Origin of the sequence: Streptomyces sp. NPDC058955, assembly GCF_042741435.1 — a bacterium.
Taxonomy (GTDB): domain Bacteria; phylum Actinomycetota; class Actinomycetes; order Streptomycetales; family Streptomycetaceae; genus Streptomyces.
In genome coordinates this window covers 2,783-27,997 of sequence record NZ_JBHYKM010000014.1, presented here as the reverse complement: position 1 = coordinate 27,997, position 25,215 = coordinate 2,783, and the positions used below count along the sequence as shown (strand labels likewise).

Annotated in this window: 21 protein-coding genes and 1 pseudogene; 10 read left to right on the top strand and 12 right to left on the bottom strand. The window is 74.1% G+C overall.

What is annotated here, in order from left to right:
- Position 1: 1 nt before the first annotated feature.
- A complete protein-coding gene (locus ACFW1I_RS08740; RefSeq protein ID WP_384667607.1) occupies positions 2–2,566 on the top strand; it encodes a DEAD/DEAH box helicase in 2,565 nt (854 codons plus the stop codon).
- Between the two features lie 40 nt (positions 2,567–2,606).
- Here the strand turns inward: ACFW1I_RS08740 and ACFW1I_RS08735 are convergent.
- The 7 genes and pseudogenes from ACFW1I_RS08735 to ssd form a co-directional block, all read right to left on the bottom strand.
- Positions 2,607–2,909 (bottom strand): annotated as a pseudogene (locus tag ACFW1I_RS08735) (Rv3654c family TadE-like protein); the annotation flags it as partial.
- Between the two features lie 29 nt (positions 2,910–2,938).
- The gene (locus ACFW1I_RS08730; RefSeq protein WP_384667605.1) at positions 2,939–3,334 is read right to left on the bottom strand and encodes a TadE family type IV pilus minor pilin; all 396 of its coding nucleotides are present in this window, start codon (positions 3,332–3,334) and stop codon (positions 2,939–2,941) included.
- Positions 3,321–3,542, bottom strand: a complete 222-nt coding sequence (locus tag ACFW1I_RS08725) for a DUF4244 domain-containing protein (protein ID WP_384667602.1) — start codon at positions 3,540–3,542, stop codon at positions 3,321–3,323. The genes ACFW1I_RS08730 and ACFW1I_RS08725 overlap by 14 nt, the downstream gene beginning before the upstream one ends.
- 102 nt (positions 3,543–3,644) lie before the next feature.
- Complete coding sequence (locus ACFW1I_RS08720) at positions 3,645–4,457, bottom strand: type II secretion system F family protein (protein ID WP_384667599.1); 813 nt, start codon at positions 4,455–4,457, stop codon at positions 3,645–3,647.
- Positions 4,447–5,316: a type II secretion system F family protein gene (locus ACFW1I_RS08715; RefSeq protein WP_384667596.1), complete on the bottom strand. Its 870-nt coding sequence runs from the start codon at positions 5,314–5,316 to the stop codon at positions 4,447–4,449. The genes ACFW1I_RS08720 and ACFW1I_RS08715 overlap by 11 nt, the downstream gene beginning before the upstream one ends.
- Positions 5,313–6,533 carry a TadA family conjugal transfer-associated ATPase gene (locus ACFW1I_RS08710; RefSeq protein WP_384667593.1) on the bottom strand — a complete coding sequence of 407 codons (1,221 nt, stop codon included), beginning with the start codon at positions 6,531–6,533 and terminating at the stop codon, positions 5,313–5,315. The genes ACFW1I_RS08715 and ACFW1I_RS08710 overlap by 4 nt, the downstream gene beginning before the upstream one ends.
- Positions 6,530–7,660: a septum site-determining protein Ssd gene (gene ssd / locus ACFW1I_RS08705; RefSeq protein ID WP_384667590.1), complete on the bottom strand. Its 1,131-nt coding sequence runs from the start codon at positions 7,658–7,660 to the stop codon at positions 6,530–6,532. Before ssd ends, ACFW1I_RS08710 begins: the two co-directional genes overlap by 4 nt.
- 450 nt (positions 7,661–8,110) lie before the next feature.
- Here ssd and ACFW1I_RS08700 point away from each other — a divergent pair, with 450 nt between their 5' ends.
- Complete coding sequence (locus tag ACFW1I_RS08700; RefSeq protein WP_384667587.1) at positions 8,111–8,968, top strand: HAD family hydrolase; 858 nt, start codon at positions 8,111–8,113, stop codon at positions 8,966–8,968.
- 333 nt (positions 8,969–9,301) lie between these two features.
- Here ACFW1I_RS08700 and ACFW1I_RS08695 read toward each other — a convergent pair whose 3' ends face one another.
- Positions 9,302–10,120 (bottom strand): Fic family protein, encoded by an 819-nt coding sequence (locus tag ACFW1I_RS08695; protein WP_384667584.1) that lies wholly within the window; start codon positions 10,118–10,120, stop codon positions 9,302–9,304.
- A 102-nt stretch (positions 10,121–10,222) separates the two neighbouring features.
- On the opposite strand from ACFW1I_RS08695, the gene ACFW1I_RS08690 reads away from it, so the two are divergent.
- Positions 10,223–11,206 carry an ATP-binding protein gene (locus ACFW1I_RS08690; protein WP_384667582.1) on the top strand — a complete coding sequence of 328 codons (984 nt, stop codon included), beginning with the start codon at positions 10,223–10,225 and terminating at the stop codon, positions 11,204–11,206.
- Positions 11,207–11,434: 228 nt separating this feature from the next.
- Here ACFW1I_RS08690 and ACFW1I_RS08685 read toward each other — a convergent pair whose 3' ends face one another.
- Positions 11,435–12,748, bottom strand: a complete 1,314-nt coding sequence (locus tag ACFW1I_RS08685) for a hypothetical protein (protein WP_384667580.1) — start codon at positions 12,746–12,748, stop codon at positions 11,435–11,437.
- 228 nt (positions 12,749–12,976) lie between these two features.
- On the opposite strand from ACFW1I_RS08685, the gene ACFW1I_RS08680 reads away from it, so the two are divergent.
- The 6 genes from ACFW1I_RS08680 to ACFW1I_RS08655 all read left to right on the top strand — a co-directional run bounded on the left by ACFW1I_RS08680 (position 12,977) and on the right by ACFW1I_RS08655 (position 20,965).
- Entirely contained in the window at positions 12,977–15,385 is a 2,409-nt protein-coding gene (locus ACFW1I_RS08680; protein WP_384667577.1) for a SulP family inorganic anion transporter, read from the top strand.
- 136 nt (positions 15,386–15,521) lie between these two features.
- Positions 15,522–17,534, top strand: coding sequence for an acetate--CoA ligase (gene acs / locus ACFW1I_RS08675; RefSeq protein WP_384667575.1), 2,013 nt, complete (start codon positions 15,522–15,524; stop codon positions 17,532–17,534).
- 234 nt (positions 17,535–17,768) lie between these two features.
- Entirely contained in the window at positions 17,769–19,151 is a 1,383-nt protein-coding gene (nhaA, locus tag ACFW1I_RS08670; RefSeq protein WP_384667572.1) for a Na+/H+ antiporter NhaA, read from the top strand.
- Positions 19,152–19,224: 73 nt separating this feature from the next.
- A complete protein-coding gene (locus ACFW1I_RS08665; protein WP_319009081.1) occupies positions 19,225–19,722 on the top strand; it encodes a phage holin family protein in 498 nt (165 codons plus the stop codon).
- Positions 19,719–20,654, top strand: a complete 936-nt coding sequence (locus tag ACFW1I_RS08660) for an alpha/beta fold hydrolase (RefSeq protein ID WP_384667568.1) — start codon at positions 19,719–19,721, stop codon at positions 20,652–20,654. The genes ACFW1I_RS08665 and ACFW1I_RS08660 overlap by 4 nt, the downstream gene beginning before the upstream one ends.
- A gap of 119 nt (positions 20,655–20,773) precedes the next feature.
- Positions 20,774–20,965: a hypothetical protein gene (locus tag ACFW1I_RS08655; protein WP_384667567.1), complete on the top strand. Its 192-nt coding sequence runs from the start codon at positions 20,774–20,776 to the stop codon at positions 20,963–20,965.
- A gap of 3 nt (positions 20,966–20,968) precedes the next feature.
- Here ACFW1I_RS08655 and ACFW1I_RS08650 read toward each other — a convergent pair whose 3' ends face one another.
- From ACFW1I_RS08650 to nth, 3 genes are all read right to left on the bottom strand, one after another.
- A complete protein-coding gene (locus ACFW1I_RS08650) occupies positions 20,969–22,168 on the bottom strand; it encodes a MarP family serine protease (protein ID WP_384667564.1) in 1,200 nt (399 codons plus the stop codon).
- A 67-nt stretch (positions 22,169–22,235) separates the two neighbouring features.
- Positions 22,236–22,940, bottom strand: a complete 705-nt coding sequence (locus ACFW1I_RS08645; protein WP_384667561.1) for an NUDIX hydrolase — start codon at positions 22,938–22,940, stop codon at positions 22,236–22,238.
- A 73-nt stretch (positions 22,941–23,013) separates the two neighbouring features.
- A complete protein-coding gene (gene nth, locus ACFW1I_RS08640) occupies positions 23,014–24,117 on the bottom strand; it encodes an endonuclease III (RefSeq protein WP_384667558.1) in 1,104 nt (367 codons plus the stop codon).
- Between the two features lie 381 nt (positions 24,118–24,498).
- On the opposite strand from nth, the gene ACFW1I_RS08635 reads away from it, so the two are divergent.
- Positions 24,499–25,173: a Crp/Fnr family transcriptional regulator gene (locus ACFW1I_RS08635; RefSeq protein ID WP_030495802.1), complete on the top strand. Its 675-nt coding sequence runs from the start codon at positions 24,499–24,501 to the stop codon at positions 25,171–25,173.
- Positions 25,174–25,215 lie beyond the last annotated feature (42 nt).

Sequence of the window (25,215 nt, the reverse complement as noted above, 5' to 3'; positions counted from 1 at the left end):
GATGGCATTCAATCACTTACCAGCAGCCATGCACGACGCCTTGGAAGCATTGTCCGTCACGCCGGTGACACACTCGGTGCCGATGGCCAAGAATCACCGCACCGCTCGACCCGCCGGGGACACGGGCAGCCGCCCTTCCCCGCACCGGGTCCTCGAACGGCTCACCTCCGGCGAGAGCCGGGCCGCGCGCATCACTCATATGGAGCACATGCCCGCCCGGGCGGGCCGTCATGCCGTCTGGCCGGACCGCATCCGCTCCGAGGTGATCGCCGCGGTCCAGGACGCCGGGATCGAGCACCCCTGGGCCCACCAGGCCGAGGCCGCCGAGCACGCCCTCGACGGCGAGTCCGTGGTGATCGCCACGGGAACCGCCTCGGGCAAGTCGCTCGCCTACCTCGCGCCCGTCCTCTCCACCCTCCTCGACGGCGCGGAGGCCGCGAACGGACGCGGGGCCACCGCCCTCTACCTCTCCCCCACCAAGGCCCTCGCAGCCGATCAGCGCCGCGCCGTCCGCGAGCTCGCCGCCCCGCTCGGCAACCGGATCCGGCCCGCCGTCTACGACGGCGACACCCCGGTCGAGGAACGCGAGTGGGTCCGCCAGTACGCGAACTACGTCCTCACCAACCCCGACATGCTGCACCGGGGCATCCTCCCCTCCCACCCCAGGTGGTCCTCCTTCCTGCGCTCGCTGCGCTATGTCGTCATCGACGAGTGCCACACCTACCGGGGCGTCTTCGGCTCGCACGTCGCCCAGGTCCTGCGCCGGCTGCGCCGGGTCTGCGCCCGGTACGGCTCCGAGCCGGTCTTCCTCCTCGCCTCCGCGACCTCCGCCGACCCGGCCCGCGCCGCCGGCCGCCTCACCGGCCTGCCCGTCACCGAGGTCTCCGACGACGCCTCCCCGCGCGGCGAACTGGTCTTCGCCCTGTGGGAGCCGCCCCTCACCGAGCTGCACGGCGAGCGCGGTGCGCCGGTCCGCCGCACCGCCACCGCCGAGACCGCCGACCTGCTCACCGACCTCACCCGGCAGGGCGTCCGCTCGGTCGCCTTCGTCCGCTCCCGGCGCGGCGCCGAGCTGATCTCGGTGATCGCCCAGGAACGGCTCGCCGAGACCGACCGGGCCCTCGCCCGCCGGGTCGCCGCCTACCGCGGCGGCTACCTCCCCGAGGAGCGCCGCGCCCTGGAGCGGGCCCTGCACTCCGGCGAACTCCTCGGCCTCGCCGCCACCACCGCCCTGGAACTCGGCGTGGACGTCTCCGGCCTCGACGCCGTCCTCATCGCCGGCTATCCCGGCACCCGGGCCTCACTGTGGCAGCAGGCGGGCCGGGCCGGCCGCTCCGGCGAGGGCGCCCTCGCCGTGATGATCGCCCGCGACGACCCGCTGGACACCTTCCTCGTCCACCACCCCGAGGCGATCTTCGACCAGCCGGTCGAGTCGACCGTCCTGGACCCCGACAACCCCTACGTCCTCGCCCCCCATCTCTGCGCCGCCGCCTCCGAACTCCCCCTCACCGAGACCGACCTCGCCCTCTTCGGCCCCGCCGCCCCCGGCCTCATGCCCCAGCTGGAGGCGGCCGGGCTGCTGCGCCGCCGCGCCGGCGGCTGGTACTGGACCCGCCGCGAGCGGGCCGCCGACCTCGCCGACATCCGGGGCGGGGGCGGCAGCCCGGTCCGGATCGTCGAGGAGGGCACCGGCCGGCTCCTCGGCACGGTCGACGAGGCCGCCTCCCACACCGCCGTCCACGAAGGCGCCGTCCACCTCCACCAGGGCCGCACCTACCTGGTGCGGAAGCTGGACCTGGAGGACTCCGTCGCCCTCGTCGAGGAGGCCGTCCCGCCGTACTCGACCACCGCCCGCGACACCACCTCCATCCGCGTCCTGGAGACCGACACCGAGATCCCCTGGGGCTCGGGCCGCCTCTGCTACGGCTCCGTCGAGGTCACCAACCAGGTCGTCTCCTTCCTGCGCCGCCGGCTGATCACGGGCGAGGTGCTGGGCGAGACCAAGCTCGACCTGCCGCCCCGCACCCTGCGCACCCGGGCCGTGTGGTGGACGGTCACCGAGGACCAGCTCGACGCCGCCCGGATCACCCCGGAGATCCTCGGCGGCGCCCTGCACGCCGCCGAGCACGCCTCCATCGGGATGCTGCCGCTCTTCGCCACCTGCGACCGCTGGGACATCGGCGGCGTCTCCGTCCCCCTCCACCCGGACACCCTGCTGCCGACCGTCTTCGTGTACGACGGGCACCCGGGCGGCGCCGGGTTCGCCGAGCGCGCCTTCCACACCGCCCGGGACTGGCTCGCCGCCACCCGCGAGGCGATCGCCTCCTGCGAGTGCGAGACCGGCTGCCCGTCCTGCATCCAGTCCCCCAAGTGCGGCAACGGCAACGACCCCCTCCACAAGCGAGGCGCCGTCCGCCTCCTCACGGAACTCCTCCGCGAGGCCCCCGAGGAGAGCCGGCCCCCCACGGAGGAGGCACCACGGCCGAATTCCCCGGCGGAGAAGCCACAACAGCCGAATTCCCCGGCGGAGGAGGCACCGTCGGGGCAGGTCCCGCCCGCGCCCTGACCGTGGGGGCCCAGGGCCCTCGGACCACCCGCGCCGTCACCTCCGCCTCCGCGCCGGCCACCCCGCACCGCACCAGCTCGGCCCCCTGCGCGGCGGCGACCCGGACGGCCGCCGCGCACGCCACCTGTTCGCCCCACAGCGCCCGGTCGGCGGCGGCGAGGGCCGCGAGATCGGCGGCGCCGCCCGCCCGGTGCCGGGCGGCGACCGCCTGCCCGAGCGCCAGCACCGCCCCGAAGACCACGCACAGCGCAAAGGCCGCGAAGGCCGTCCACAGGGTCGCCGCACCCCGGTCGCCGTCCCGAGCACCCGGGCCGGCGCCCCGGCGTCTCCTCCCGGCCCACACGCCCGGGTGTCCGTCCCGCCGTCCTCGGCTCACGCCGGGCCACCTCCCCCGACCACGTCCTCGGCGAGCGCCGCCGCTCCGGCCCGCAGGGTCACGCCCAGGCCGCCCGGCCCCGGCGCGGCCGCTTCCACCGTCACCCGCCACAGGTCCCCCTCCCTCGCCACCGCCACCCGCGCGCCCTCGGGCGCGGCGGCCCGGGCGGCGGCGGTGACGGCCGCCGCGGGCTCCGAGCGGGCCGCCGCCCGCGCCCCGGCCCTGGCCGCGTCCACGCACCGGATCTGCGCGGCGGACGCGGCCAGCGCCCACAGCAGCGCCATCGCGAAGAGCGCCAGCACCGGCAGCACGATCGCCGCCTCCACGGTCACCGACCCCCGGTCGCGAGCCCTGGCCAGGTCGCGAGCCCGAGCCCCGTCAGAACGGCGCATCGAGAGCCTTGGTGACCAGCGACTCCAGGGCACCCGAGACGCTCCCGCCGGTCATGACCTTGTAGAACATCACCGCGACGCCCGCCGCCGTGAGCAGGCCCAGCGCGTACTCGACGGTGCTCATCCCGGTGTCGGTCCGCAGGGCCGCCCGCCGGGTCGCCCAGAACGCCCCCAGCGCCTTCCGCACCCGCTCGTACGTCATTCCCATGTCGTTCTTCCCCTCCATGCCTTCCGTGCCGTCCGTGTCGTCTGTCTCGTCCGTGTCGTCGTGCTGTCTGTCTGCCTGTCTGTCTGTCAGGTGTGGCGTCGGTCACTCGCCGAGCAGGCCCGACGCCAGGCCGATCACCACCGGGGCCACCCCGACCGCGAGGAACGCGGGCAGGAAGCACAGCCCCACGGGCGCGCTGATCAGGACCTGGGCCCTGCGGGCCCGCGCGGCGGCGGTGCGGGCGCTCGCCGCCCGCAGCCCGGCCGCGTGCCGGGCGACCGCGTCCGCGGCGGGCGCCCCGGAGGCGCCGGCCCGCTCCATACAGCGGGCGAGCCCCTCGGCGCCCGGTATCGCGCCGAACCTCCCCCACACCTCGGCCGGTTCGCCGCCGAGCCGCAGTTCGGCGGCGGTCCGCAGCAGCCGCTCGCCGAGCGGCCCGCCCATCGACCGCCCCACGGCCTCCGCGGCCTCCCCCGGCCCGGCCCCGGCCGACGCACAGGCCGCCAACAGGTCGGCGGCCTCGGGCAGTTGCCGCACCGCCTCCCGCTCGTCGGGCGTCGCCCGGGAGGCCCCCGTCCGCCGCGCCCACCACCGGGCGCCGAGCACACCGCCCGCGCCCGCCGCGAGCGCCGCCGCCCACCCGAGGAACAGCCCCGCGCCGAGCACGCCTCCGACGACCGCGGCCCGCACCGGACCCGGCACCTCCCGCAGCCCGCCCGCCAGCCGCGCCCGGACCCCGCGCACCCGCCGCGAGGGCTTCCCGGGGCGCCCGTCCCGCCCGGCCGGTGACAGGCCGTCGAGACGCCTCCGGCCGGAGCGAGCCCGCCGCGCCCGCTCCAGCCGGAGCCAGGCCCCGCCGAGCAGCCAACAGCCCAGCAGCAACAGCGGTACCGATCGCGCCAGTTCAGTCCGCATCGCCGCCGCCTCCCCGCACGATCCGCGCGGCCCACCACAGCCCGGCCGTCTCCAGTCCGCAGCCCAGGAGGAGACAGATCCCTCCGGCGGGGGTGTGGAGCAGGACCCGCAACGGTTCGGCGCCGAGGGCGGCCCCCATGCCGAGCCCGGCCAGGGGGAGGGCCGCGAGCACGGCCACCGTCGCCCAGGCGCCGGCCAGTTCGGCCCGCAGCCCCTCGCGCCGCTCGTGCCGCTCGCGCAGGGCCGCCTCCAGCCGGTCGAGCCCGGCGGCCAGCCCCGCCCCGCTGTCGACGGCCACCTGCCAGCAGGCCGCCAGGCCCGCGAGCCCCTCGGCGCCCTCCCGGCGGGCCGCCGCCCGCAGGGCCTCCGGCACGTCGCCGCCGAAGCCGACCGCGGCGAGCACCCGCGCCTCCTCCGGGCCGAGGGCGCCGGAGCGGCGGGCCGCGTAGGCGAGGGCCGGGCCCGGCTGCCGGCCGGCCCTCAGCTCACCGCCGGCGGCCTCGCACAGCGCCACCACCCGCCCGGCGAGCGCCTCCCGCTCCTCGCGCCGGCGGGCCGCGCGCAGCCGGCGCCGCACCAACGGGACCGCCAGCGCCCCGGCGGCCAGCGGCAGCGGCGACTCCCCCAGCAGCGCGACCAGCCCGGCGGCCGGCAGGCACAGCCACTCGGGCCTGCCCCGGGCCGCCGCCCACCAGCGCGCCACGGCCTCCCGGCCGGCGACCCCTCCCCCGTACGCCGCACCCGGCCCGAGGAGCAGGGCACCCGCCCGCCGCACGGTCCGGCGGCGCTCGGCCGCCTGCCGCAGGACGAGCAGGCCGCCCGCGAGGAGACAGAGCGCGGAGTACCAGGCGGCCGTCACGGGGCACCTCCGATCAGCGCGCGCAGCCGGGGCCAGCCCCGCTCCCGCTCGAACCCGTCCGCGCCCCAGCGGAGCGCGGGCACCGTCCGCACCAGACCGGCCCGGTCCCGCTCCAGCACATGGATCTCGGCGATCCGGCGCCGCCCGTCCCGGTCCCGCACCAGATGCAGCACGGCGGACAGTCCGGCGCCCAACTGGCTGTGCAGGGCGGCCCGGTCGAGCCCGGCGGCGGTGCCGAGCGCCTCCAGCCGGGCGGGCACGTCGGTCGCGGTGTTGGCGTGAAGCGTCCCCGAGCCGCCCTCATGACCGGTGTTGAGGGCCGCCAGGAGGTCGACGGCCTCGCCGCCGCGCACCTCGCCGACCACCAGCCGGTCGGGCCGCATCCGCAGGGCCTGGCGGACCAGGTCCCGGAGGGTGACCAGCCCGGCGCCCTCCTGGTTCGGCGGCCGGGCCTCCAGGCGCACCACATGGGGGTGGTCCGGACGCAGCTCGGCCGAGTCCTCGGCGAGGACGATCCGCTCCCGCTCCCCGACCAGCCCGAGCAGGGCCGCGAGGAGCGTCGTCTTGCCGGTGCCGGTGCCCCCGCTGACCAGGTAGGACACCCGGGCCTCGATCAGCGCGCGCAGGACCCGGTCGCCGCCGGGCGGCACGGTCCCGGCCGCGGCCAGCTCCTCCAGGGTGAAGGCCCGGGGGCGGATCACGCGCAGCGAGAGGCAGGTGGAACCGACGGCGACGGGCGGGAGGACCGCGTGCATGCGGGTGCCGTCGGGCAGCCGCGCGTCCACCCACGGCCGGGCGTCGTCGAGACGCCGCCCGGCCACCGCCGCCAGCCGCTGGGCGAGCCTGCGCACGGCGGCGGCGTCGGCGAAGACGACGGGCGCCCGCTCCAGGCCGGAGCCCCGGTCGACCCACACCCGGTCGGGCGCCGAGACCAGCACGTCGGTGACGTCCGGGTCGGCGAGCAGGGCCTCCAGCGGTCCCGCCCCGGTCAGTTCGCAGCGCAGCTCCTCGGCGGCGCCCAGCACCTCGGCGTCCCCGAGCAGTCGGCCCTGAGCCCGCAGGGCGGCCGCGACCCGGGCCGGGGTCGGCTCGGCGCCGCTGGCCGCGAGCCGCTGCCGCACGGCGTCGAGCAGTCCGGCGCCGCCCGCCCGCACGGCCGGTCCGGCATCCCGCGAGGCGGTCGCCGCCCCGGTCTCCACCGCGCCCGTCCCCGTCATGCCGCACCTCCGGCGGGCAGCGCGCGCTCCCAGAACGCGGCGCAGAAGCGGCCGAGCGGTCCGCGGGGCTGGGCGCCCGGCGGGGTGCCCGCGTCCTGGTCCGACACGATGCCGGGGTCGTAGGGGAGTTCACCGGCGAGCGGCAGCCGCAGCGCGTCGGCGACCCAGCGCTCGTCGAGCCCCGCCGCGTACGGCCCCCGGACCACGGCCCGGAGGTCGCGCACGAGCAGGGAGAGGGCACCGGTGATCCGGTGGGCGGCCGCGACCGCCCGCAGCTCGCCGGGGACGACGAGGAGGCCGAGGTCGAGCTGGGCCAGGGCCTCGGTCCCCGCCTCGTCGACGGCGCGCGGCAGGTCGACCACGACGACCCCGCCCCGGCGGCGGGCCGCCGCGAGCACGGACCGGACCGCGTCCGGCGGTACGGCGCCGGTGGGCTCCCGGCCCCAGCTGAGCACCCGCACCCCCCGGGCGGCGGGCAGCGACTCCTCCAGGGCGCCGCCGGCGAGCCGGCCCTTCGACGCGGCGAAGTCGCCCCAGCGACGGCCCTCCTCCCGCTCGGCGCCGAGGAGCACGTCGAGCCCCCCGCCGAGCGGGTCGCCGTCGACGAGCAGGGTCCGCCGGCCGGCGCGGGCCGCTGCGAGCGCGAGACCGCAGGCGAGGGTGGAGGCACCGGCCCCGCCCCGCCCGCCGACGACGCCGACGGTCAGCGCGGTCCGGCCGACGCCCTCGGCGGCGTCGGCGATCCGGTCGACGAGCAGCGACTCGGCGCCCGGCAGCCGCAGGACGCTGTCGGCACCGACCTCGACGGCGAGCCGCCACACCTCCGGATCGTCCTGGGCGCGCCCGACGAGGACGACTCCGGGCCGACGTGTGGCGCCCCGGCAGCGGGCCGCCGCGTCCTCCCCCACCAGGACGAGCGGGGGATCGGTCCAGCTCGCCCGCCGCTCGGGCACCCGGTGGTGCACCTCGGGCTCGACGCCGGCCGCGGCGCACAGCCGCAGCAGATCGTCGAGGAGGACGACGTCCTCGGTGACGATCAGCGGGCCGGGCCCGCGCACCCCTCCCCCGTCCCGCGCCGCGTCCTCGTGCTCCGCTCCGCCCGTGCGGGAAGCCAACGTCTGCCGCATCGCACACACCCCTCTCGTGATTCCGGCCTGCCGCGAACTTCGCGACGGGAATCACGGTGAGGCCGCCGGGGAAATCGTGCGGAGCCCACCGAAAAACTGTGGACAATCCACCGCCTGTGAATATCTCGACCACCCGTCCGAGGACTGTCCGGAACGCAGCCCGCCGGTTACGGTGGGTGACGAATCAAGTGCTCGGCGGTCCGGGGGCGGCCGGCCGCACGGCGACACGAGAGAGGGGAGCGAGCGATGGCTCAGCGAGTGAAAACGCGTCCGGACATGCGACGACCCCCGCCGGGGGGGAGAGCGGGGGTCGTCTCTCCGGCCGACTCGGGGGGGGAGGAGCCGGTCCGGGTTAGCACGGTCGCGAACGATCCGTGACTTCCATGGTGTACCCGAGAGCCTTCTCAGGCAAACCCACGCGCCCCAGCGTACGCCGAATGGCGGGCACCTATGCTCAGCGTTGTGGAAAACCACTCCTTGCCGCGCACAGCCGCCTTCTTTGACCTGGACAAGACGGTCATTGCGAAGTCTTCGACGCTGACCTTCAGCAAGTCCTTCTACCGGGGCGGACTGATCAGCCGCCGCGCCGCCCTGCGGACGGCCTACATCCAGTTCGTGTTCCTGGTCGGCGGGGCCGATCACGACCAGATGGAGCGGATGCGCGAATATCTTTCCGCGCTCTGCAAAGGCTGGAACGTGGCCCAGGTCAGGGAACTCGTCGCCGAGACCCTGCACGACCTGATCGACCCGATCATCTACGACGAGGCCGCCTCCCTCATCGAGGAGCACCACGCCGCCGGCCGCGACGTCGTGATCGTGTCCACCTCCGGTGCCGAGGTGGTCGAGCCGATCGGGGAGATGCTCGGGGCGGACCGGGTCGTCGCCACCCGGATGGTGGTCGGCGACGACGGGTGCTTCACCGGGGAGGTGGAGTACTACGCCTACGGCCCGACCAAGGCCGAGGCGGTCCGCGAGCTGGCGAAGTCGGAGGGGTACGACCTGTCCCGCTGCTACGCCTACAGCGACTCGGCGACCGACATCCCCATGCTGGAGGCGGTCGGGCACCCGTACGCGGTCAACCCGGACCGGACGCTGCGCCGTGAGGCGGTCGCCCGGGAGTGGCCGGTGCTGGCCTTCGACCGTCCGGTGCGGCTCAAGCAGCGGCTGCCGGAGTTCCGGATGCCGCCCCGTCCGGCGCTCATGGCGGCGGCGGCCGTGGGTGCGGCGGCGGCCACCGCGGGGCTGGTCTGGTACGCCACCCGCCGGCGTCACCGGGCCGCGCTGGCGGCCGCTCTCGCCGGGCACTGACCGCTTGCCCCGGTTTCACCCGGTCCGGAAAGACCGCAAAGAAGCGGATCCACCACTTTCGCTTACCGGCGGACAGGAGTAGAAAGGAATCAGGCCCGCGAGACCTGGGACATCCGAGAGGATCACCTGTTGAGCATCAAGGCCCCACGGACCTGACGCACAAAAACCTGGCACCCACGCGACGTCGACCCGTCGATTACGGGCCAGCCGCACCAGGCGAAGGGCAAAGTACCCCGCCTGATGGGCACATATCGAGGACGCTTGGTAACTGGGTGGACGTGCCAGCGGCGGTACTGATTTCCGGTACCGCCGCAACCCATGTCCGGGGGTGTTTCAGGCCGCGCCGCGCTGGAGCGCCTCGCAGACCGCCGTCGACTCCCGGACGCCGAGTTCCACCGCGCGCCCGCAGTGCGTGATCCACGCGCCGACGCCCTCCGGGGTGCCGGTCAGATACGCCTCGAAGGCGGCCGCGTAGGCGGCCCGGCCCTGCTCCGCGTGGCCGACCTCGGCGGGGCAGATGCCCTTCGGGTCGAGGCCGCTGCCCTCCAGCACGATCCGCTCCGCGGTCCGGGCGACGAGGCCGTTGTGCGAGGTGAAGGGGCGCAGGGCGAGCAGTTCGCCGTGGACGACCGCGGCGACGACCAGCGCCGGGGCCTCGCTGCCGGCGACGACGAGTTCCGCGAGGCCGTCGAGGCGGGCGGCGACCTCGTCGGGGCTCGGCAGGGGGGCCTCGATCAGCGGCTCGGTCACGGTCTCGCCGGCCTGCCGGGGGCGGCCCGTCGAGTCCTCGTGCTCGCCCGCGGCGACCAGGTGCAGCCGGGCCAGCACCCGGAGCGGCGACTGGCGCCAGATGGAGAGGAGTTCGCCCGCCTCGGCGCTCAGCCGGAGGGCGGCGCCGACGGTGCGGGCCTCGGGGTCGGCGCTGAAGTCGGTCCGGCGGCGGACCTCCTCCAGGGCCCAGTCGGCGCCGGCCAGCGCGGCCGAGCCGCGGGCGCCGCGGAGCGCAGCCTCGTGGGCGATCTCGTTGCTGCGGCGGCGCATCACACGGTGGCCGTAGACCCGGTCGACGGCCTTGCGTACGGAGTCCACCGCGTCGGCGACGCCCGGCAGGGTGCCGAGGGCGGCCAAGGGGTCAGAGGCGTGCGTACTCATAGGTAAGGAGGCTACGCGCCCCCGGGGCCCGCCCCACGATGGAGTGGTCTTCTTCATAGACCTTGACCACTAAGCGCGTTCATGCCACTACGCTAGGTGAACATGAAGATCGCTTTCGTCGGGAAGGGCGGCAGCGGCAAGACGACGCTGTCCTCGCTCTTCGTCCGCCACCTCGCCGCCATCGAGTCGCCCGTCGTCGCCATCGACGCGGACATCAACCAGCACCTGGGGGCCGCGCTCGGCCTCTCCGAGGCGGAGGCGGCCGCGCTGCCCGCGATGGGGGCGCAGCTGCCGCTCATCAAGGAGTACCTGCGCGGCGGCAATCCGCGGATCGTCTCGGCCGAGACGATGATCAAGACGACGCCGCCCGGGGAGGGTTCGCGGCTGCTGCGGGTCCGCGAGGAGAACCCGGTGTACGAGGCGTGCGCGCGGCCGGTCCGGCTGGACCCCGGCGAGGTGCGGCTGATGGCGACGGGGCCGTTCACCGAGGCGGACCTCGGCGTGGCCTGCTACCACTCGAAGGTCGGCGCGGTGGAGCTGTGCCTCAACCACCTGGTGGACGGGGCCGGGGAGTACGTGGTCGTCGACATGACGGCCGGCTCGGACTCGTTCGCTTCCGGCATGTTCACCCGCTTCGACATGACCTTCCTGGTCGCGGAGCCGACCCGCAAGGGCGTGTCGGTGTACCGCCAGTACAAGGAGTACGCGCGGGACTTCGGCGTCGCGCTGAAGGTCGTCGGCAACAAGGTGCAGGGCCCGGACGACCTGGACTTCCTGCGCCAGGAGGTCGGCGAGGACCTGCTCGTCACGGTCGGCCACTCGGACTGGGTCCGCGCGATGGAGAAGGGCCGGCCGCCGCGCTTCGAGGAGCTGGAGCCGGAGAACCACCGCGCCCTGCGGACCCTGCGGGAGGCGGCGGACGACACGTACGAGCACCGCGACTGGCAGCGCTACACGAGCCAGATGGTCCACTTCCACCTCCGCAACGCGGAGAGCTGGGGCAACGCCAAAACCGGGGCCGACCTGGCGGCGCAGGTCGACCCCGACTTCGTCCTCGGCGAACCCACCGCCGCGACCGCCCACTGACGACCCGCCGCCACCCACCGCCGGACGGAGTCCGGCACAGCCTCCCGAAGCCCGAGAGGCGCCCCGGCGCCGAACGGTGCGAGCGGGGGCCACGCGGAAAAGGGGGCCGGGGCCGACCTGGCGGCGCGGGTCGACCCCGGCTTCGTGCTCGGCGAGCCCGCCGCCGCGATCGTCGGCTGACGGCTCGCCGCCGGGCGGAGTGCGGGCCGTCCGGCGGGGGCGCGGGGGTCAGCTCTGTGCGGCGGCCGGCTTGGCCGCCGGGGCGGCGGGGGCGGCCGGCTGGGGGGCGAGGAAGGCGGGCCAGCCGCCGGCGGGGGCTTCGCCCACCTTCAGGGTGCGCATCTTGGCGATGACGGCGGGGTCCTGGGCGTCGAGCCAGTCCGCGAGCTGGCGGAAGGAGACGCACTCGACGTCCTTCTGGACGCAGACCGTGGCGATGGTCTCCTCGATGGCGCGCATGTAGGTACCGCCGTTCCAGGACTCGAAGTGGTTGCCGATGATGACGGGCGCCCGGTTGCCCCGGTACGAGCGCTCGAACGCCTGGACGAGGCCGTCCCGCATCTGGTCGCCCCAGTAGCGGTGCATGCCGGGGTCGCCCTGGGTCGTGCCGGGCGACTGGTTGACCATGAAGTTGTAGTCCATGGACAGGGTCTGGAAGGCGCGGCCCGGGACCGGGACGAGGTGCATGGACAGGTCCCAGACGCCCTGGTCCTTCTTCGGCCAGATCTGGTCGTTGACACCGCTGGTGTCGTAGCGGAAGCCGAGCTCGGAGGCGGCCTTCACGAAGTTCGCGCGCCCTTCGAGGCAGGGCGTGCGGGCGCCGACGAGTTCCTTGTCGTAGTCGAAGGGGAGCGGCTGCTCGGCGCGCAGCCCCGCGTTGGTCTTCCAGTTCTTGACGAAGGACTTGGCCTGCCGGATCTCGCTCTTCCACTCCTCCACGGACCAGGTGCCGACGCCGCCCTCGGCGCCGCAGAAGTGCCCGTTGAAGTGGGTGCCGATCTCGTTGCCCTCCAGCCACGCGCCGCGCAGTTCGCGGACGGTGTCGCGGATGCCCTCGGTGTCGTTGAAGCCGATGTCGGAGCGGCCCGCGGAGTGCTTCGGCGGGTCGTACATGGCCCGCTTCTCCTCCGGCAGGAGGTACACGCCGCTGAGGAAGTACGTCATGGTCGCGTCGTACTTCTTGCCGACCTTCCGGAAGTGCGAGAAGAGCTTCTGGCTGTCCTCGCCGGCGCCGTCCCAGGAGAAGACGACGAACTGCGGCGGGGCCTCGCCCGGCTTGAGCTTCTTCCACGTCGGCTGGTGCGGCTGGGCGCCGGTGTAGGCGGTGGAGCCGTCGCCGATCAGCCGGACCGGGTTCTCCGGCGCGGCGGCGGGGCCCTTCTTCGCGGCGGCGCCGGCGCCCGAGCCCGGGGCGCCCTGGGTGCCGGAGCCGGAGGAGGACGGCTCCGAGCAGCCGGCCAGACCGCCGATCAGGGCGACGGTGAGGGCGCCGGCGGCCAGCGCCTTCCTCCGGAACGTACTTCCTCGCACAGCGGCTGACATCCGCCACCTCTCTTCTCCGACGGGGCTTCTCCGCCTGACGGCCGAGCGGCGTCAACCTCGCACCCGACCCACCGGGGCGATGAAACGACAAGCGGCAATGGGCCGCCCATTCACCGGAACCGGTGAACCATTGCCCTGTTTGCCCCGAAAATAATGCCGGAGACTTTACTCTCCATTACGATTCGTTTACTCAGAGTTGAGGTACCCGTTCGGCCCGGAGGAGACCGGATGACCCTCTGCACCCCTGCCCGCACGCCCAACCGGCCCCGCGTCCAGCGGCCCCACAGCCCACCCGGAGGCGGCCGCCGCTTCCGCCCCGCCGGCGCGGACGTCTCCGCGTCGATCGCCGTCTTCCTGATCGCGCTGCCGCTCTCGCTCGGCATCGCCCTCGCCACCGGAGCCCCGCTCCAGGCCGGACTGGTCGCCGCCGCCGTCGGCGGTCTGGTCGCCGGCCGTCTCGGCGGTTCCCCGCTCCAGGTGAGCGGACCCGCCGCCGGCCTCACCGTCGTCACCGCCGAGCTGATCCAGCGGTACGGCTGGCGCACCACCTGCGCCATCACGGTCCTCGCCGGCCTCGCCCAACTCGGCCTCGCCGCCCTGAAAGTGGCCCGCTCGGCGCTCATGGTCTCGCCCGCCATCGTGCACGGCATGGTGGCCGGCATCGGCGTCACCATCGCCCTGGCCCAGCTCCACATCGTCCTCGGCGGCACCCCGCAGAGCTCCGCGGTGGCCAACGTCCTCGGTCTGCCCGCCCAGTTGGCGGATGTCGGCCCGGCCTCGCTCGCGATCAGCGCGCTGACCGTCGCCGTCCTGCTCGGCTGGCCCCGTCTGCCGGGCAGAGTGGGCGCCTGGGCGCGCAAGGCCCCGGCCGCGCTGGTCGGTGTCGGCGGCGCCACGGTGCTCGCGGTGGCCGCCGGGCTCAGCCTGCCCCGGGTCGACCTGCCGTCCTGGAGCAGCCACGCGCTGCCGGGGCTGCCCGAAGGACCGGTCCTCGGCATCGCCGCCGGCGTGCTGACCATCACCCTGGTCACCAGCGTGCAGTCGCTGCTCTCCGCCGTCGCCGTCGACAAGCTCGTCGCCGCCCGGCCGGACCGGGGCCGGGGCGTCCCGCGCGCCGACCTCGACCGCGAACTGGCCGGCCAGGGCGCGGCCAACGTGGTCTCCGGCGCGCTCGGCGGCCTCCCGGTCGCCGGGGTCGCGGTCCGCAGCGTGGCCAACGTGTCGGCGGGCGCGGTCAGCCGCGCCTCCACCATGCTGCACGGCCTGTGGATCGTATTGGCTTCGCTGTTCCTGGTGTCCGCCATCGACCTCATCCCGCTGGCCGCGCTCGCCGCGCTGGTGATGGTGGTCGGCATCCAGATGGTGAGCATCACCCACATCCGTACGGTCACCCGGCACCGCGAGGTCGTGGTGTACGCGGTGACGCTGACCGGAGTCGTCCTGGTCGGCGTCCTGGAGGGCGTCGCCCTCGGCATCGCCGTCGCCGTCGCCGTCGCGATGCAGCGGCTGGCCCGGACCCGGATCACCCGGGAGGAGCGCGACGGGCGCCACCTGCTGCGCGTCCGCGGCCAGTTGACCTTCCTCGCGGTGCCGCGGCTGAGCCGGGCGCTGCACCAGATCCCCGCGGGCGCGGACGTGACCGTGGAGCTGGACGGCTCGTTCATGGACCACGCCGCGTACGAGGCGCTGAACGACTGGACCGCCGGCCATCTGGCCCACGGCGGCACGGTCGAGCTGACCGGCCCCACCGGAGGCCGCATCACCGGCTCCCCCGCCGCCCACGCCCCCGAGCCGGACGCCGACGCCGGCCCGGACCCCGCTCCGGGCCCCGCCCCGCACCCCGGGCCGGAGGACGTCTGCTGCCGCCCCTGGACGCCCTGGCACAACCACCAGTGCGCCGAGCGGCCCGCGCCGCCGCCCGCCCCCGCCGCCGAGGAGCCGCCGCGGCCGACGGGCCATCAGCTGGCGCACGGCATCGGCAAGTTCCAGCGGAACACCGCCCCGCTGGTCCGGGACGAGCTGGCCCGGCTGGCCCGGGAGGGTCAGAGCCCCTCCCAGCTCTTCCTCACCTGCGCCGACTCCCGGCTGGTCACCAGCATGATCACGTCCAGCGGGCCGGGCGACCTCTTCACCGTGCGCAACGTCGGCAATCTGGTGCCGCTGCCCGGCGAGGAGAGCGGCGACGACTCGGTGGCGGCGGCGATCGAGTACGCGGTGGACGTGCTGCGGGTGCAGTCGATCACCGTGTGCGGCCACTCCGGCTGCGGCGCCATGCAGGCCCTGCTCGGCGCCGGTCCCGACGAGCCGGCGACCCCGCTGCGCCGCTGGCTGCGGCACGGCAGACCGAGCCTGGAGCGGATGGCGAGCCGCCGTCACGCGTGGGCGCGGATCTCCGGGCGGCTGCCGGCGGACGCGGTGGAGCAGCTGTGCCTCACCAACGTCGTCCAGCAGCTGGAGCACCTGCGGGCGTACGAGTCGGTGGCGCGGCGGCTCGCGGACGGCAGCCTCACCCTGCACGGGATGTACTTCCACGTGGGCGAGGCGCAGGCGTATCTGCTCTCCGGGGACGAGGTGCGCGGCTACGACGACGTCTTCGACAGCGTCCCGCCGACGGTCCTGGCCGCCCGCGCGTCCTGAACCTTTCCCGTCCCGCCTCCGTGAGAGTGTGTGGCCCCTTCTCCCTCCGCTCGGGACGAAGGGGCCACCGCCGTCAAGACACTCACAGGTCTAAACCAATTCCCCGGATGCTCTTGTCACCCGGGGCTTCGGGCTGATGAGCTATGACGCGGGACACATACGCACAGAGGACGCCCTGGGAAAGGGAGATGTCGTGAGCAACGAGAGCCTGGCCAATCTGCTCCGGGAAGAGCGCCGCTTCGCGCCGCCCGCCGAGCTGGCCGCGCACGCCAACGTGACGGCGGAGGCGTACGAGCAGGCCGAGGCGGACAGGCTGGGCTTCTGGGCCGAGCAGGCCAAGCGCCTGACCTGGGCCACCGAGCCGACCGAGACCCTCGACTGGTCGAACCCGCCGTTCGCCAAGTGGTTCGCCGACGGCGAGCTCAACGTGGCGTACAACTGCGTCGACCGGCACGTCGAGGCCGGCCACGGCGACCGGGTCGCCATCCACTTCGAGGGCGAGCCGGGCGACAGCCGCGCGATCACCTACGCCGAGCTCAAGGACGAGGTCTCCAAGGCGGCCAACGCCCTGACCGAGCTGGGCGTCCGCAAGGGCGACCGGGTCGCCGTCTACCTGCCGATGATCCCCGAGGCCGCGATCACGATGCTGGCCTGCGCCCGCGTCGGCGCCGCCCACTCGGTCGTCTTCGGCGGCTTCTCCGCCGACGCCGTGGCCTCCCGCATCCAGGACGCCGACGCCAAGGTGGTCGTGACCGCCGACGGCGGCTACCGCCGCGGCAAGCCGTCCGCCCTCAAGCCCGCCATCGACGAGGCCGTCGCCAAGTGCCCGACCGTCGAGCACGTCCTGGTGGTCCGCCGCACCGGCCAGGACACCGCCTTCACCGAGGGCCGGGACGTGTGGTGGCACGACCTCGTCGAGCGCCAGTCCGCCGAGCACACCCCCGAGGCGTTCCCGGCCGAGCAGCCGCTCTTCATCCTGTACACCTCGGGCACCACGGGTAAGCCGAAGGGCATCCTGCACACCTCCGGCGGCTACCTCACCCAGGCCGCGTACACCCACCACGCCGTCTTCGACCTCAAGCCGGAGACCGACGTCTACTGGTGCACCGCCGACATCGGCTGGGTCACCGGCCACTCGTACATCGTCTACGGCCCGCTGGCCAACGGCGCCACCCAGGTCATGTACGAGGGCACCCCGGACACCCCGCACCAGGGCCGGGTCTTCGAGATCGTGCAGAAGTACGGCGTCACCATCCTCTACACGGCGCCGACGCTGATCCGCACGTTCATGAAGTGGGGCGACGACATCCCCGCCAAGTTCGACCTCACCAGCCTCCGGGTGCTCGGTTCGGTCGGCGAGCCGATCAACCCCGAGGCGTGGGTCTGGTACCGCAAGCACATCGGCGCCGACCGGTGCCCGATCGTGGACACCTGGTGGCAGACCGAGACGGGCGCGATGATGATCAGCCCGCTCCCCGGCGTCACGGAGACCAAGCCGGGCTCCGCCCAGCGCCCGCTCCCCGGCATCTCCGCCACCGTCGTCGACGACGAGGCGAACGAGGTGCCGAACGGCGGCGGTGGCTACCTGGTGCTCACCGAGCCGTGGCCGTCGATGCTCCGCACCATCTGGGGCGACGACCAGCGCTTCATCGACACCTACTGGTCCCGCTTCGAGGGCAGGTACTTCGCCGGTGACGGCGCCAAGAAGGACGACGACGGCGACATCTGGCTGCTCGGCCGGGTCGACGACGTCATGCTCGTCTCGGGCCACAACATCTCGACCACCGAGGTCGAGTCGGCGCTCGTCTCCCACCCGTCGGTGGCCGAGGCGGCCGTCGTCGGCGCCGCCGACGAGACCACCGGCCAGGCGATCGTCGCCTTCGTGATCCTGCGCGGCACCGCCAGCGAGGACGAGGCCCTCGTCGCCGAGCTGCGCAACCACGTCGGCGCCACCCTCGGCCCGATCGCCAAGCCCAAGCGGATCCTCCCGGTGGCCGAGCTGCCGAAGACCCGCTCCGGCAAGATCATGCGCCGGCTGCTGCGCGACGTGGCGGAGAACCGCGAGCTGGGCGATGTCACCACGCTCACCGACTCGTCGGTGATGTCGCTCATCCAGACCAAGCTGCCGGCCGCGCCCAGCGAGGACTGACGGCACCGGCGCAGCACGGAAAGGCCCGCCCCGACGCCCCGGGGCGGGCCTTTCCGCGTCCGGGCGCCACCGTGCCGAAAGCCGCATACCTCCATAAAGTGATCCTCGCCGGACACACCTCGGGCTCGTTAGGTAAAGTAAGGATCGCGTCAGGAACGCGACAGAAAGACCTAGGTGCGCCGGGAAGTCTGGTCGGCATGTGCTGTGTGCTGCCCACCCGACCGGAGGCTCCTCGTGTCCACCGACCGCACGTTCCTCGGCCGGCTCTCCCTCCCGGAGCGCCGGCACCTCACCGACGCCCTGCGCACCGAGACGGTCGGCGGTGTCCTCCTGCTCGTCGCCGCCGTCACCGCGCTCGTCTGGGCCAACGTCCTCCCCGACAGCTACGAGTCGGTCTCCGGCTTCCACATAGGCCCCGCCGCCCTCGGCCTCGACCTCTCGATCGCGCACTGGGCCGCCGACGGCCTGCTCGCGATCTTCTTCTTCGTCGCCGGCATCGAGCTCAAGCGCGAACTGGTCGCCGGTGAGCTGCGCGACCCCAAGGCCGCCGCCCTCCCCGTCATCGCGGCGATCTGCGGCATGGCCACCCCGGCCCTCGTCTACGTCCTGGTCAACGCCGTCGGCGGCGGCTCCATGGACGGCTGGGCCGTGCCCACCGCCACCGACATCGCCTTCGCACTCGCCGTCCTCGCCGTCATCGGCACCTCGCTCCCCTCGGCGCTGCGGGCCTTCCTCCTCACCCTCGCCGTCGTCGACGACCTCTTCGCGATCCTGATCATCGCGGTCTTCTTCACCAGCGACCTGAACTTCGCCGCCCTCGGCGGCGCCTTCGCCGGCCTCGCCCTCTTCTGGTTCCTGCTCCGCAAGGAGGTCCGCGGCTGGTACGTGTACGTCCCGCTGGCCCTGGTGATCTGGGCGCTGATGTACAACAGCGGCGTGCACGCCACCATCGCCGGCGTCGCCATGGGCCTGATGCTCCGCTGCACCACCCGCGAAGGCGAGCAGCACTCCCCCGGCGAGCACATCGAGCACCTGGTCCGGCCCCTCTCCGCCGGTCTCGCCGTCCCCCTCTTCGCGCTCTTCTCGGCCGGCGTGACCATGTCCAGCGAGGCGCTCCGGGACGTCTTCACCCAGCCCGTCACCCTCGGCGTGGTCCTCGGCCTGGTCGTCGGCAAGGCCGTCGGCATCTTCGGCGGCACCTGGCTCGCGGCCCGCTTCACCAGGGCGGAGCTCAACCCCCAGCTGTCCTGGCCGGACGTCTTCGCCGTCGCCACCCTCGCCGGGATCGGCTTCACCGTCTCCCTGCTCATCGGCGAGCTCGCCTTCGAGGGCGACGCGGCCCTCACCGACGAGGTGAAGGCGGCGGTCCTCATGGGCTCGCTGATCGCGGCCGCCTGCGCCTCGCTCCTGCTCAAGCTGCGGGTGCGGAAGTACCAGCTGCTGGTCGCCGAGGAGGAGCGGGACGACGACCAGGACGGCATCCCGGACGTGTACGAGGAGGGCACCGAGGCGTACCACCTCCGGATGGCCGAGATCCTGGAGCGGAAGGCCGCGGAACACCGCGAGCGCGCCCGACTGGCGGGGGCACCGCGCGACGGGGCCGACCGTCCGGCATGATCTGAGGCGGACCGTACACAGCGTCTCGGACCGTACACAGAGTCTCGGACCGTACAAGAGGAGAGGGAGAGCGATGAGCGACCCGTTCGACGGAACCGAGCGCAGCCTCGGCCAGCTGGTCGCCTCGGCGACCGCCGAGATGTCCGCACTGGTGCACGACGAGATCGCCCTGGCCAAGGCCGAGCTCCGGCAGGACGTGAAGCGCGGCGCGATCGGCAGCGGCGCGGCCATCGCCGCCGCCGTGGTGCTGCTGTTCTCGCTGCCGATGCTGAGCTTCGCGCTCGCCTACGCCATCAACACCTGGACCGGCGGGCACAACGGCAACGGCGGCTGGAACCTCGTCTGGTGCTTCCTGCTGTCCTTCGCCTTCAACGTGATCGTCGCGGGCCTCCTCGGCCTGATCGCGGTCTCGAAGTTCAAGAAGGTCAAGCCGCCGGAGAAGTCCATCGCCTCCGCCAAGCAGACCGCCGCGATCATGCAGAACGTGAAGCCGCACCCCCGTCCGGCGGGTGTCCCGGCCGCCGAGGTGACGATGGCCAAGGCCCAGTCTGTGGCACGCTCGTCCGTATGACCCTCCCCGAGAGCAGCACCCCCGGCGGCGGGCCCGTACGCCTCGACGGTCCGTGGACCCACCGTGACGTCGCGGCCAACGGCGCCCGCTTCCACATCGCCGAGATGGGCGACGGCCCCCTGGTGCTGCTGCTGCACGGCTTCCCGCAGTTCTGGTGGACCTGGCGCCACCAGCTGCCGGCGCTCGCCGAGGCCGGCTTCCGGGCGGTCGCGATGGACCTGCGCGGGGTCGGCGGCAGCGACCGCACCCCCCGCGGTTACGACCCCGCCAACCTGGCCCTCGACATCACCGGCGTGGTCCGCTCGCTCGGCGAGCCGGACGCCGCGCTCGTCGGCCACGACCTGGGCGGCTATCTCGCCTGGACGGCCGCCGTGATGCGGCCCAAGCTGGTCCGCCGGCTCGTGGTCTCCTCGATGCCGCACCCCCGCCGCTGGCGGTCGGCGATGCTCTCCGACTTCGCCCAGTCGCGGGCCGGCTCGCACGTGTGGGGCTTCCAGCGGCCGTGGCTGCCGGAGCGTCAGCTGGTCGCCGAGGACGCCGAGCTGGTGGGGCGTCTGATCCGGGAGTGGTCGGGCCCGCGCCCGGCCGACGAGGAGGCGGTCGAGGTGTACCGGCGGGCGATGCTCGTCCCCTCGACCGCGCACTGCTCGATCGAGCCGTACCGCTGGCTGGTCCGCTCGCTGGCCCGCCCCGACGGCATCCAGTTCAACCGGCGCATGAAGCGGCCGGTCCGGGTGCCGACGCTGCATCTGCACGGCTCGCTCGACCCGGTGATGCGCACCCGCAGCGCGGCCGGTTCGGGCGAGTACGTGGAGGCCCCGTACCGCTGGCGGCTCTTCGACGGCCTCGGGCACTTCCCGCACGAGGAGGACCCGGTCGCCTTCACCACGGAGCTGGTGAACTGGCTGAAGGACCCCGAGCCCGACCGCTGAGACCGGTACGCACCCCGTCCCGCACGGGCGTGCGTCGAACGGCCATGTGCCCGGCGCATACTCCGATTGGCGGGCCCCCGTGCGGTTACCGAGCCCGGCCCCCGGGCAGACGTCCCGGTATGGGCTGGACGCACGACTACGGTGACACGGCACGCGACCGCCGCTCCGCCTCCGGGCCGGGCTCCCGCGAGCGGGGAGGCCCGCCGGACCCGGGCCGCGCTCCCGGCGGGCAGGTCGGGATCTCACGCATCCTCAGGCGGCGGGCCCGCTGGGTCTCCGCCCGGCTCCGCCACCCACGCGACACCGCCTAGCGGTCAGAGCGCGCAGCCGTCGGTGTCCACTTGTTGGTTGGCGGCCCGGCCGCGCTCGATGTCCTCGCGGATCTCCTCGACCGTCAGCGCGTACCCCGTGTCGGCGTCGTCGCGGGACCGGGCGAAGATCACGCCCGAGACGGTGCCGTCCTCGGTGAGGAGCGGTCCGCCGGAGTTGCCCTGGCGGACCGTCGTGTACAGCGAGTAGACCTCCCTGCGCACCTCGCCCCGGTGGTAGATGTCGGGGCCGTCGGCGGTGATCCGGCCGCGGACGCGGGCGGAGCGGACGTCGTACGAGCCGTTCTCGGGGAAGCCGGCGACGATGGCGTCGTCGCCGCTGCGCGCCACCTCCTCGGTGAAGCGCAGCGGGGTGGCCCGGAGGTCCGGCACGTCGAGGACGGCGATGTCGCGCTGCCAGTCGTAGAGGACGACCTTGGCGTCGTACAGCCGGCCCTCGCCGCCGATCTGCACGGTGGGCTCGTCGACGCCGCCGACCACGTGCGCGTTGGTCATCACCCGGCGCTCGGAGAAGACGAAGCCGGTGCCCTCCAGGACCTTGCCGCAGCTCGGGGCGGTGCCGACGACCTTGACGATGGAGCGCTGGGCGAGGGCCGCGACGGGGCTGCCGGCGAGCGCCGGGTCCGGGGGCAGGACCTCGGTGATGGGCTCGTTGGCGAAGGGGCTGAAGACCTGCGGGAAGCCGCTGCGGGCGAGGGTGGAGCTGAAGTCGGCGAACCAGACGCCGACCTGGTCGGGCATCACCCGGGTGACGCCCTGGAGCACCTTGGAGCCGCGCACCTCCTTGCCCAGGGTGGGCAGCGAGGTGCCGGCCAGCGCCGAGCCGATCAGCCAGGCCACCAGGAGCATCGCGACCACGTTGACCAGGGCGCCGCCGGTGGCGTCGAGGGCGCGGGCCGGGGACCAGGTGATGTGGCGGCGGAGCTTGTTGCCGAGGTGGGTGGTGAGCGCCTGGCCGACGGAGGCGGAGACGATGACCGCCATCACGAAGATCACCGTGACGGTGGTGGTGACCTCGCTCTCGTCGGTGAGCCGGTCCCACAGGATCGGCAGCAGCCACATGGCGACGAGCCCGCCGCCGAGGAAGCCGATCACCGAGAGGACGCCGACCACGAAGCCCTGGCGGTAGCCGATGATCGCGAACCACACGGCCGCGAGCAGCAGCAGGATGTCCAGCACGTTCACGGTCGTCAGCCTCGCAGTTTCGTTTCCGGTCGCCGCTTCTTCTCCGGTCGCCCGGGGGCCCAGCCTGTCATGACCGCCAGTCGAGCGGGACCTTTCGGGAGGTGTCCCAGGGGCGCTCCCAGCCGGCGAAGTGCAGCAGCCGGTCGATCACTCCGGCGGTGAAACCCCAGACCAGGGCGGATGCGACGAGGAAGGCGGGGCCCGCGTGGCCGGCCGGGTGGACGGCGGTGGCGCGGTTGGCGGGGTCCGTGAGATCCGCCACGGGGACCGTGAAGACCCGGGCGGTCTCGGCGGGGTCGACGACCCCGACCGGGCTGGGCTCGCGCCACCAGCCGAGGACGGGGGTGACGACGAAGCCGCTGACCGGGATGTAGAGCCGGGGCAGCACGCCGAAGAGCTGGACGCCGGCCGGGTCGAGGCCGGTCTCCTCCTGGGCCTCGCGCAGGGCGGCCCGCAGCAGTCCCCCGTCGGCCGGGTCGCCGTCCTCGGGGTCGAGGGCGCCGCCGGGGAAGGAGGGCTGCCCGGCGTGCGAACGGAGGCTGCCGGCCCGCTCCATGAGGAGCAGTTCGGGCCCGCGCTCGCCGTCGCCGAACAGGACCAGGACGGCGGACTGGCGGCCCGCGCCGCTCTCGGGCGGCAGGAACCGGCTCAGCTGCTCGGGCGCGACCGTGCGCGCGGCCCGGTCGACCGGCGCGAGCCAGTCGGGCAGTCCGTCCCGGTCCAGCAGGCCGCCGGTGCCGGGGCCGTAGATCTCTTCGTCCGTGCGCGTCATGGGCACCCCCGAGTCGTCCAACGCCGTCGCCGTGTCCCTTCGTTCCCGCGGGCCCGTTCCGGTCCCGTCCGGCTCATTCGGCCCCGGAGGCACGCTGGACGGCGCCCGGGGACACGCCGGGCGCCGGCGGGGCGGGGCGGCCGGGGTAGTCGGCGGGCGGGTTGAGCCGCTGGCCCGGATAGCCGCCCTTCTCGTACTTGAGCAGCTTGGCGGCCTTCTCGGGGTCGGTCTCGCCCTCCCCGTAGGCGGGGCAGAGGTGGGTGATGGGACAGGCGCCGCAGGCGGGCTTGCGGGCGTGGCAGATGCGGCGGCCGTGGAAGATCACCCGGTGCGAGAGCATCGTCCAGTCGCTCTTCGGGAAGATCTCGGCGACCTCGGCCTCGATCTTGACCGGGTCGTCGGAGGCGGTCCACCGCCAGCGGCGGGCGAGCCGCATGAAGTGGGTGTCGACGGTGATCCCGGGGACGCCGAAGGCGTTGCCGAGGACGACGAAGGCGGTCTTGCGGCCGACGCCGGGGAGCTTGACCAGGTCCTCCAGGCGGCCGGGGACCTCGCCGCCGAAGTCGTCGCGGAGGGCGGCGGCCAGGCCCATGATCGACTTGGTCTTGGCGCGGAAGAAGCCGGTGGGGCGGATGAGCTCCTCGACCTCCTCGGGGACGGCGGCGGCCAGGTCCTCGGGGGTCGGGTACTGGGCGAAGAGCGCGGGGGTCGTCTGGTTCACCCGCAGGTCGGTGGTCTGCGCGGAGAGGACCGTGGCCACCAGCAGCTCGAAGGGGTTGCGGAAGTCGAGCTCCGGATGGGCGTACGGGAACACCTCCGCCAGCTCCCGGTTGATCCTCCGCGCCCGCCGGACCATGGCCAGCCGCGACTCGGGCCTGGCGGGGGCGAGGGGCCTGGCGGGGGCGGACGAGGCGGGCTTCGCGGACGCGGCGGGCTTCTTGGCGGAGGCCTTCGCGGGAGCCTTCTTCGCCGGGGCCTTGGCGGGAGCCTTCGTCGCAGGGGCCTTGGCGGGAGCCTTCGTCGCAGGGGCCTTGGCGGGAGCCTTCTTGGCGGGAGCCTTCGTCGCAGGGGCCTTCTTCGCGGCCTCGGCAGGCTTCGCGGGGGATTTCTTCGCGGGGGCCTTCCTCGCGGCCTCGGCGGGCCCCGCGGCGGGCTTCGCGGCCGTCTTGGCCTTCACCGGCGCGGTGGCCCCGGCGGTCTTCCTGCGGGGCGTCGTCGGGGTCGTCCCTCCGGCCGTCCCCCTCGGGGGTGAATCGTCCCGATTCGTACCCTTCGACCGCTTCGACACGCCGTGTTCGCCCACAGCGGAATTCCCTTCGGCCGACACTCTTTCAGCCCCCTTGGCCTGCGTTCTCACCGGCGAGTTGGACACCCGGCCAGCCTAGGGGCCACGGCCGCCATCCGCCCCGCTCGCCGCCGATCGGCCCCCGATCGGGCCCCTGACGTTCGGCAATGGCGTCCGGTGCGTCAAACTTGTTGTGATTGATCGCACTGTTTGGCACGTCCGGCATCATGGGAGCTCAGGTCCCGTGAGCAGGTCGACAGTAGGAGTGAACTCGTGGACGACGTTCTGCGGCGCGCCCCGCTCTTCGCGGCGCTCGATGACGAGCAGGCCGCCGAGCTGCGCGCCTCGATGAGTGAGGTGACGCTCGCCCGTGGCGACGCGCTCTTCCACGAGGGCGACCCCGGCGACCGCCTGTACGTGGTCACCGAGGGCAAGGTGAAGCTGCACCGCACCTCCCCCGACGGGCGGGAGAACATGCTGGCGGTCCTCGGCCCCGGCGAGCTCATCGGCGAGCTGTCCCTCTTCGACCCGGGCCCGCGCACCGCGACCGCGACGGCGCTGACCGAGGTCAAGCTGCTCGGCCTCGGCCACGGCGACCTCCAGCCCTGGCTGAACGCCCGCCCCGAGGTGGCCGGCGCGCTGCTGCGGGCCGTCGCCCGCCGGCTGCGCAAGACCAACGACCAGATGTCCGACCTGGTCTTCTCCGACGTGCCGGGCCGTGTCGCCCGCGCGCTCCTCGACCTGTCGCGCCGCTTCGGCGTGCAGTCGGAGGAGGGCATCCACGTCGTCCACGACCTCACCCAGGAGGAGCTGGCCCAGCTGGTCGGCGCCTCCCGCGAGACCGTGAACAAGGCGCTCGCCGACTTCGCCCAGCGCGGCTGGCTGCGCCTGGAGGCCCGCGCCGTGATCCTGCTGGACGTGGAGCGCCTCGCGAAGCGCTCGCGGTAGGCGGAAGCCGTACGCAGAGGGGGGGGGGGCGGGGGAGGGGTG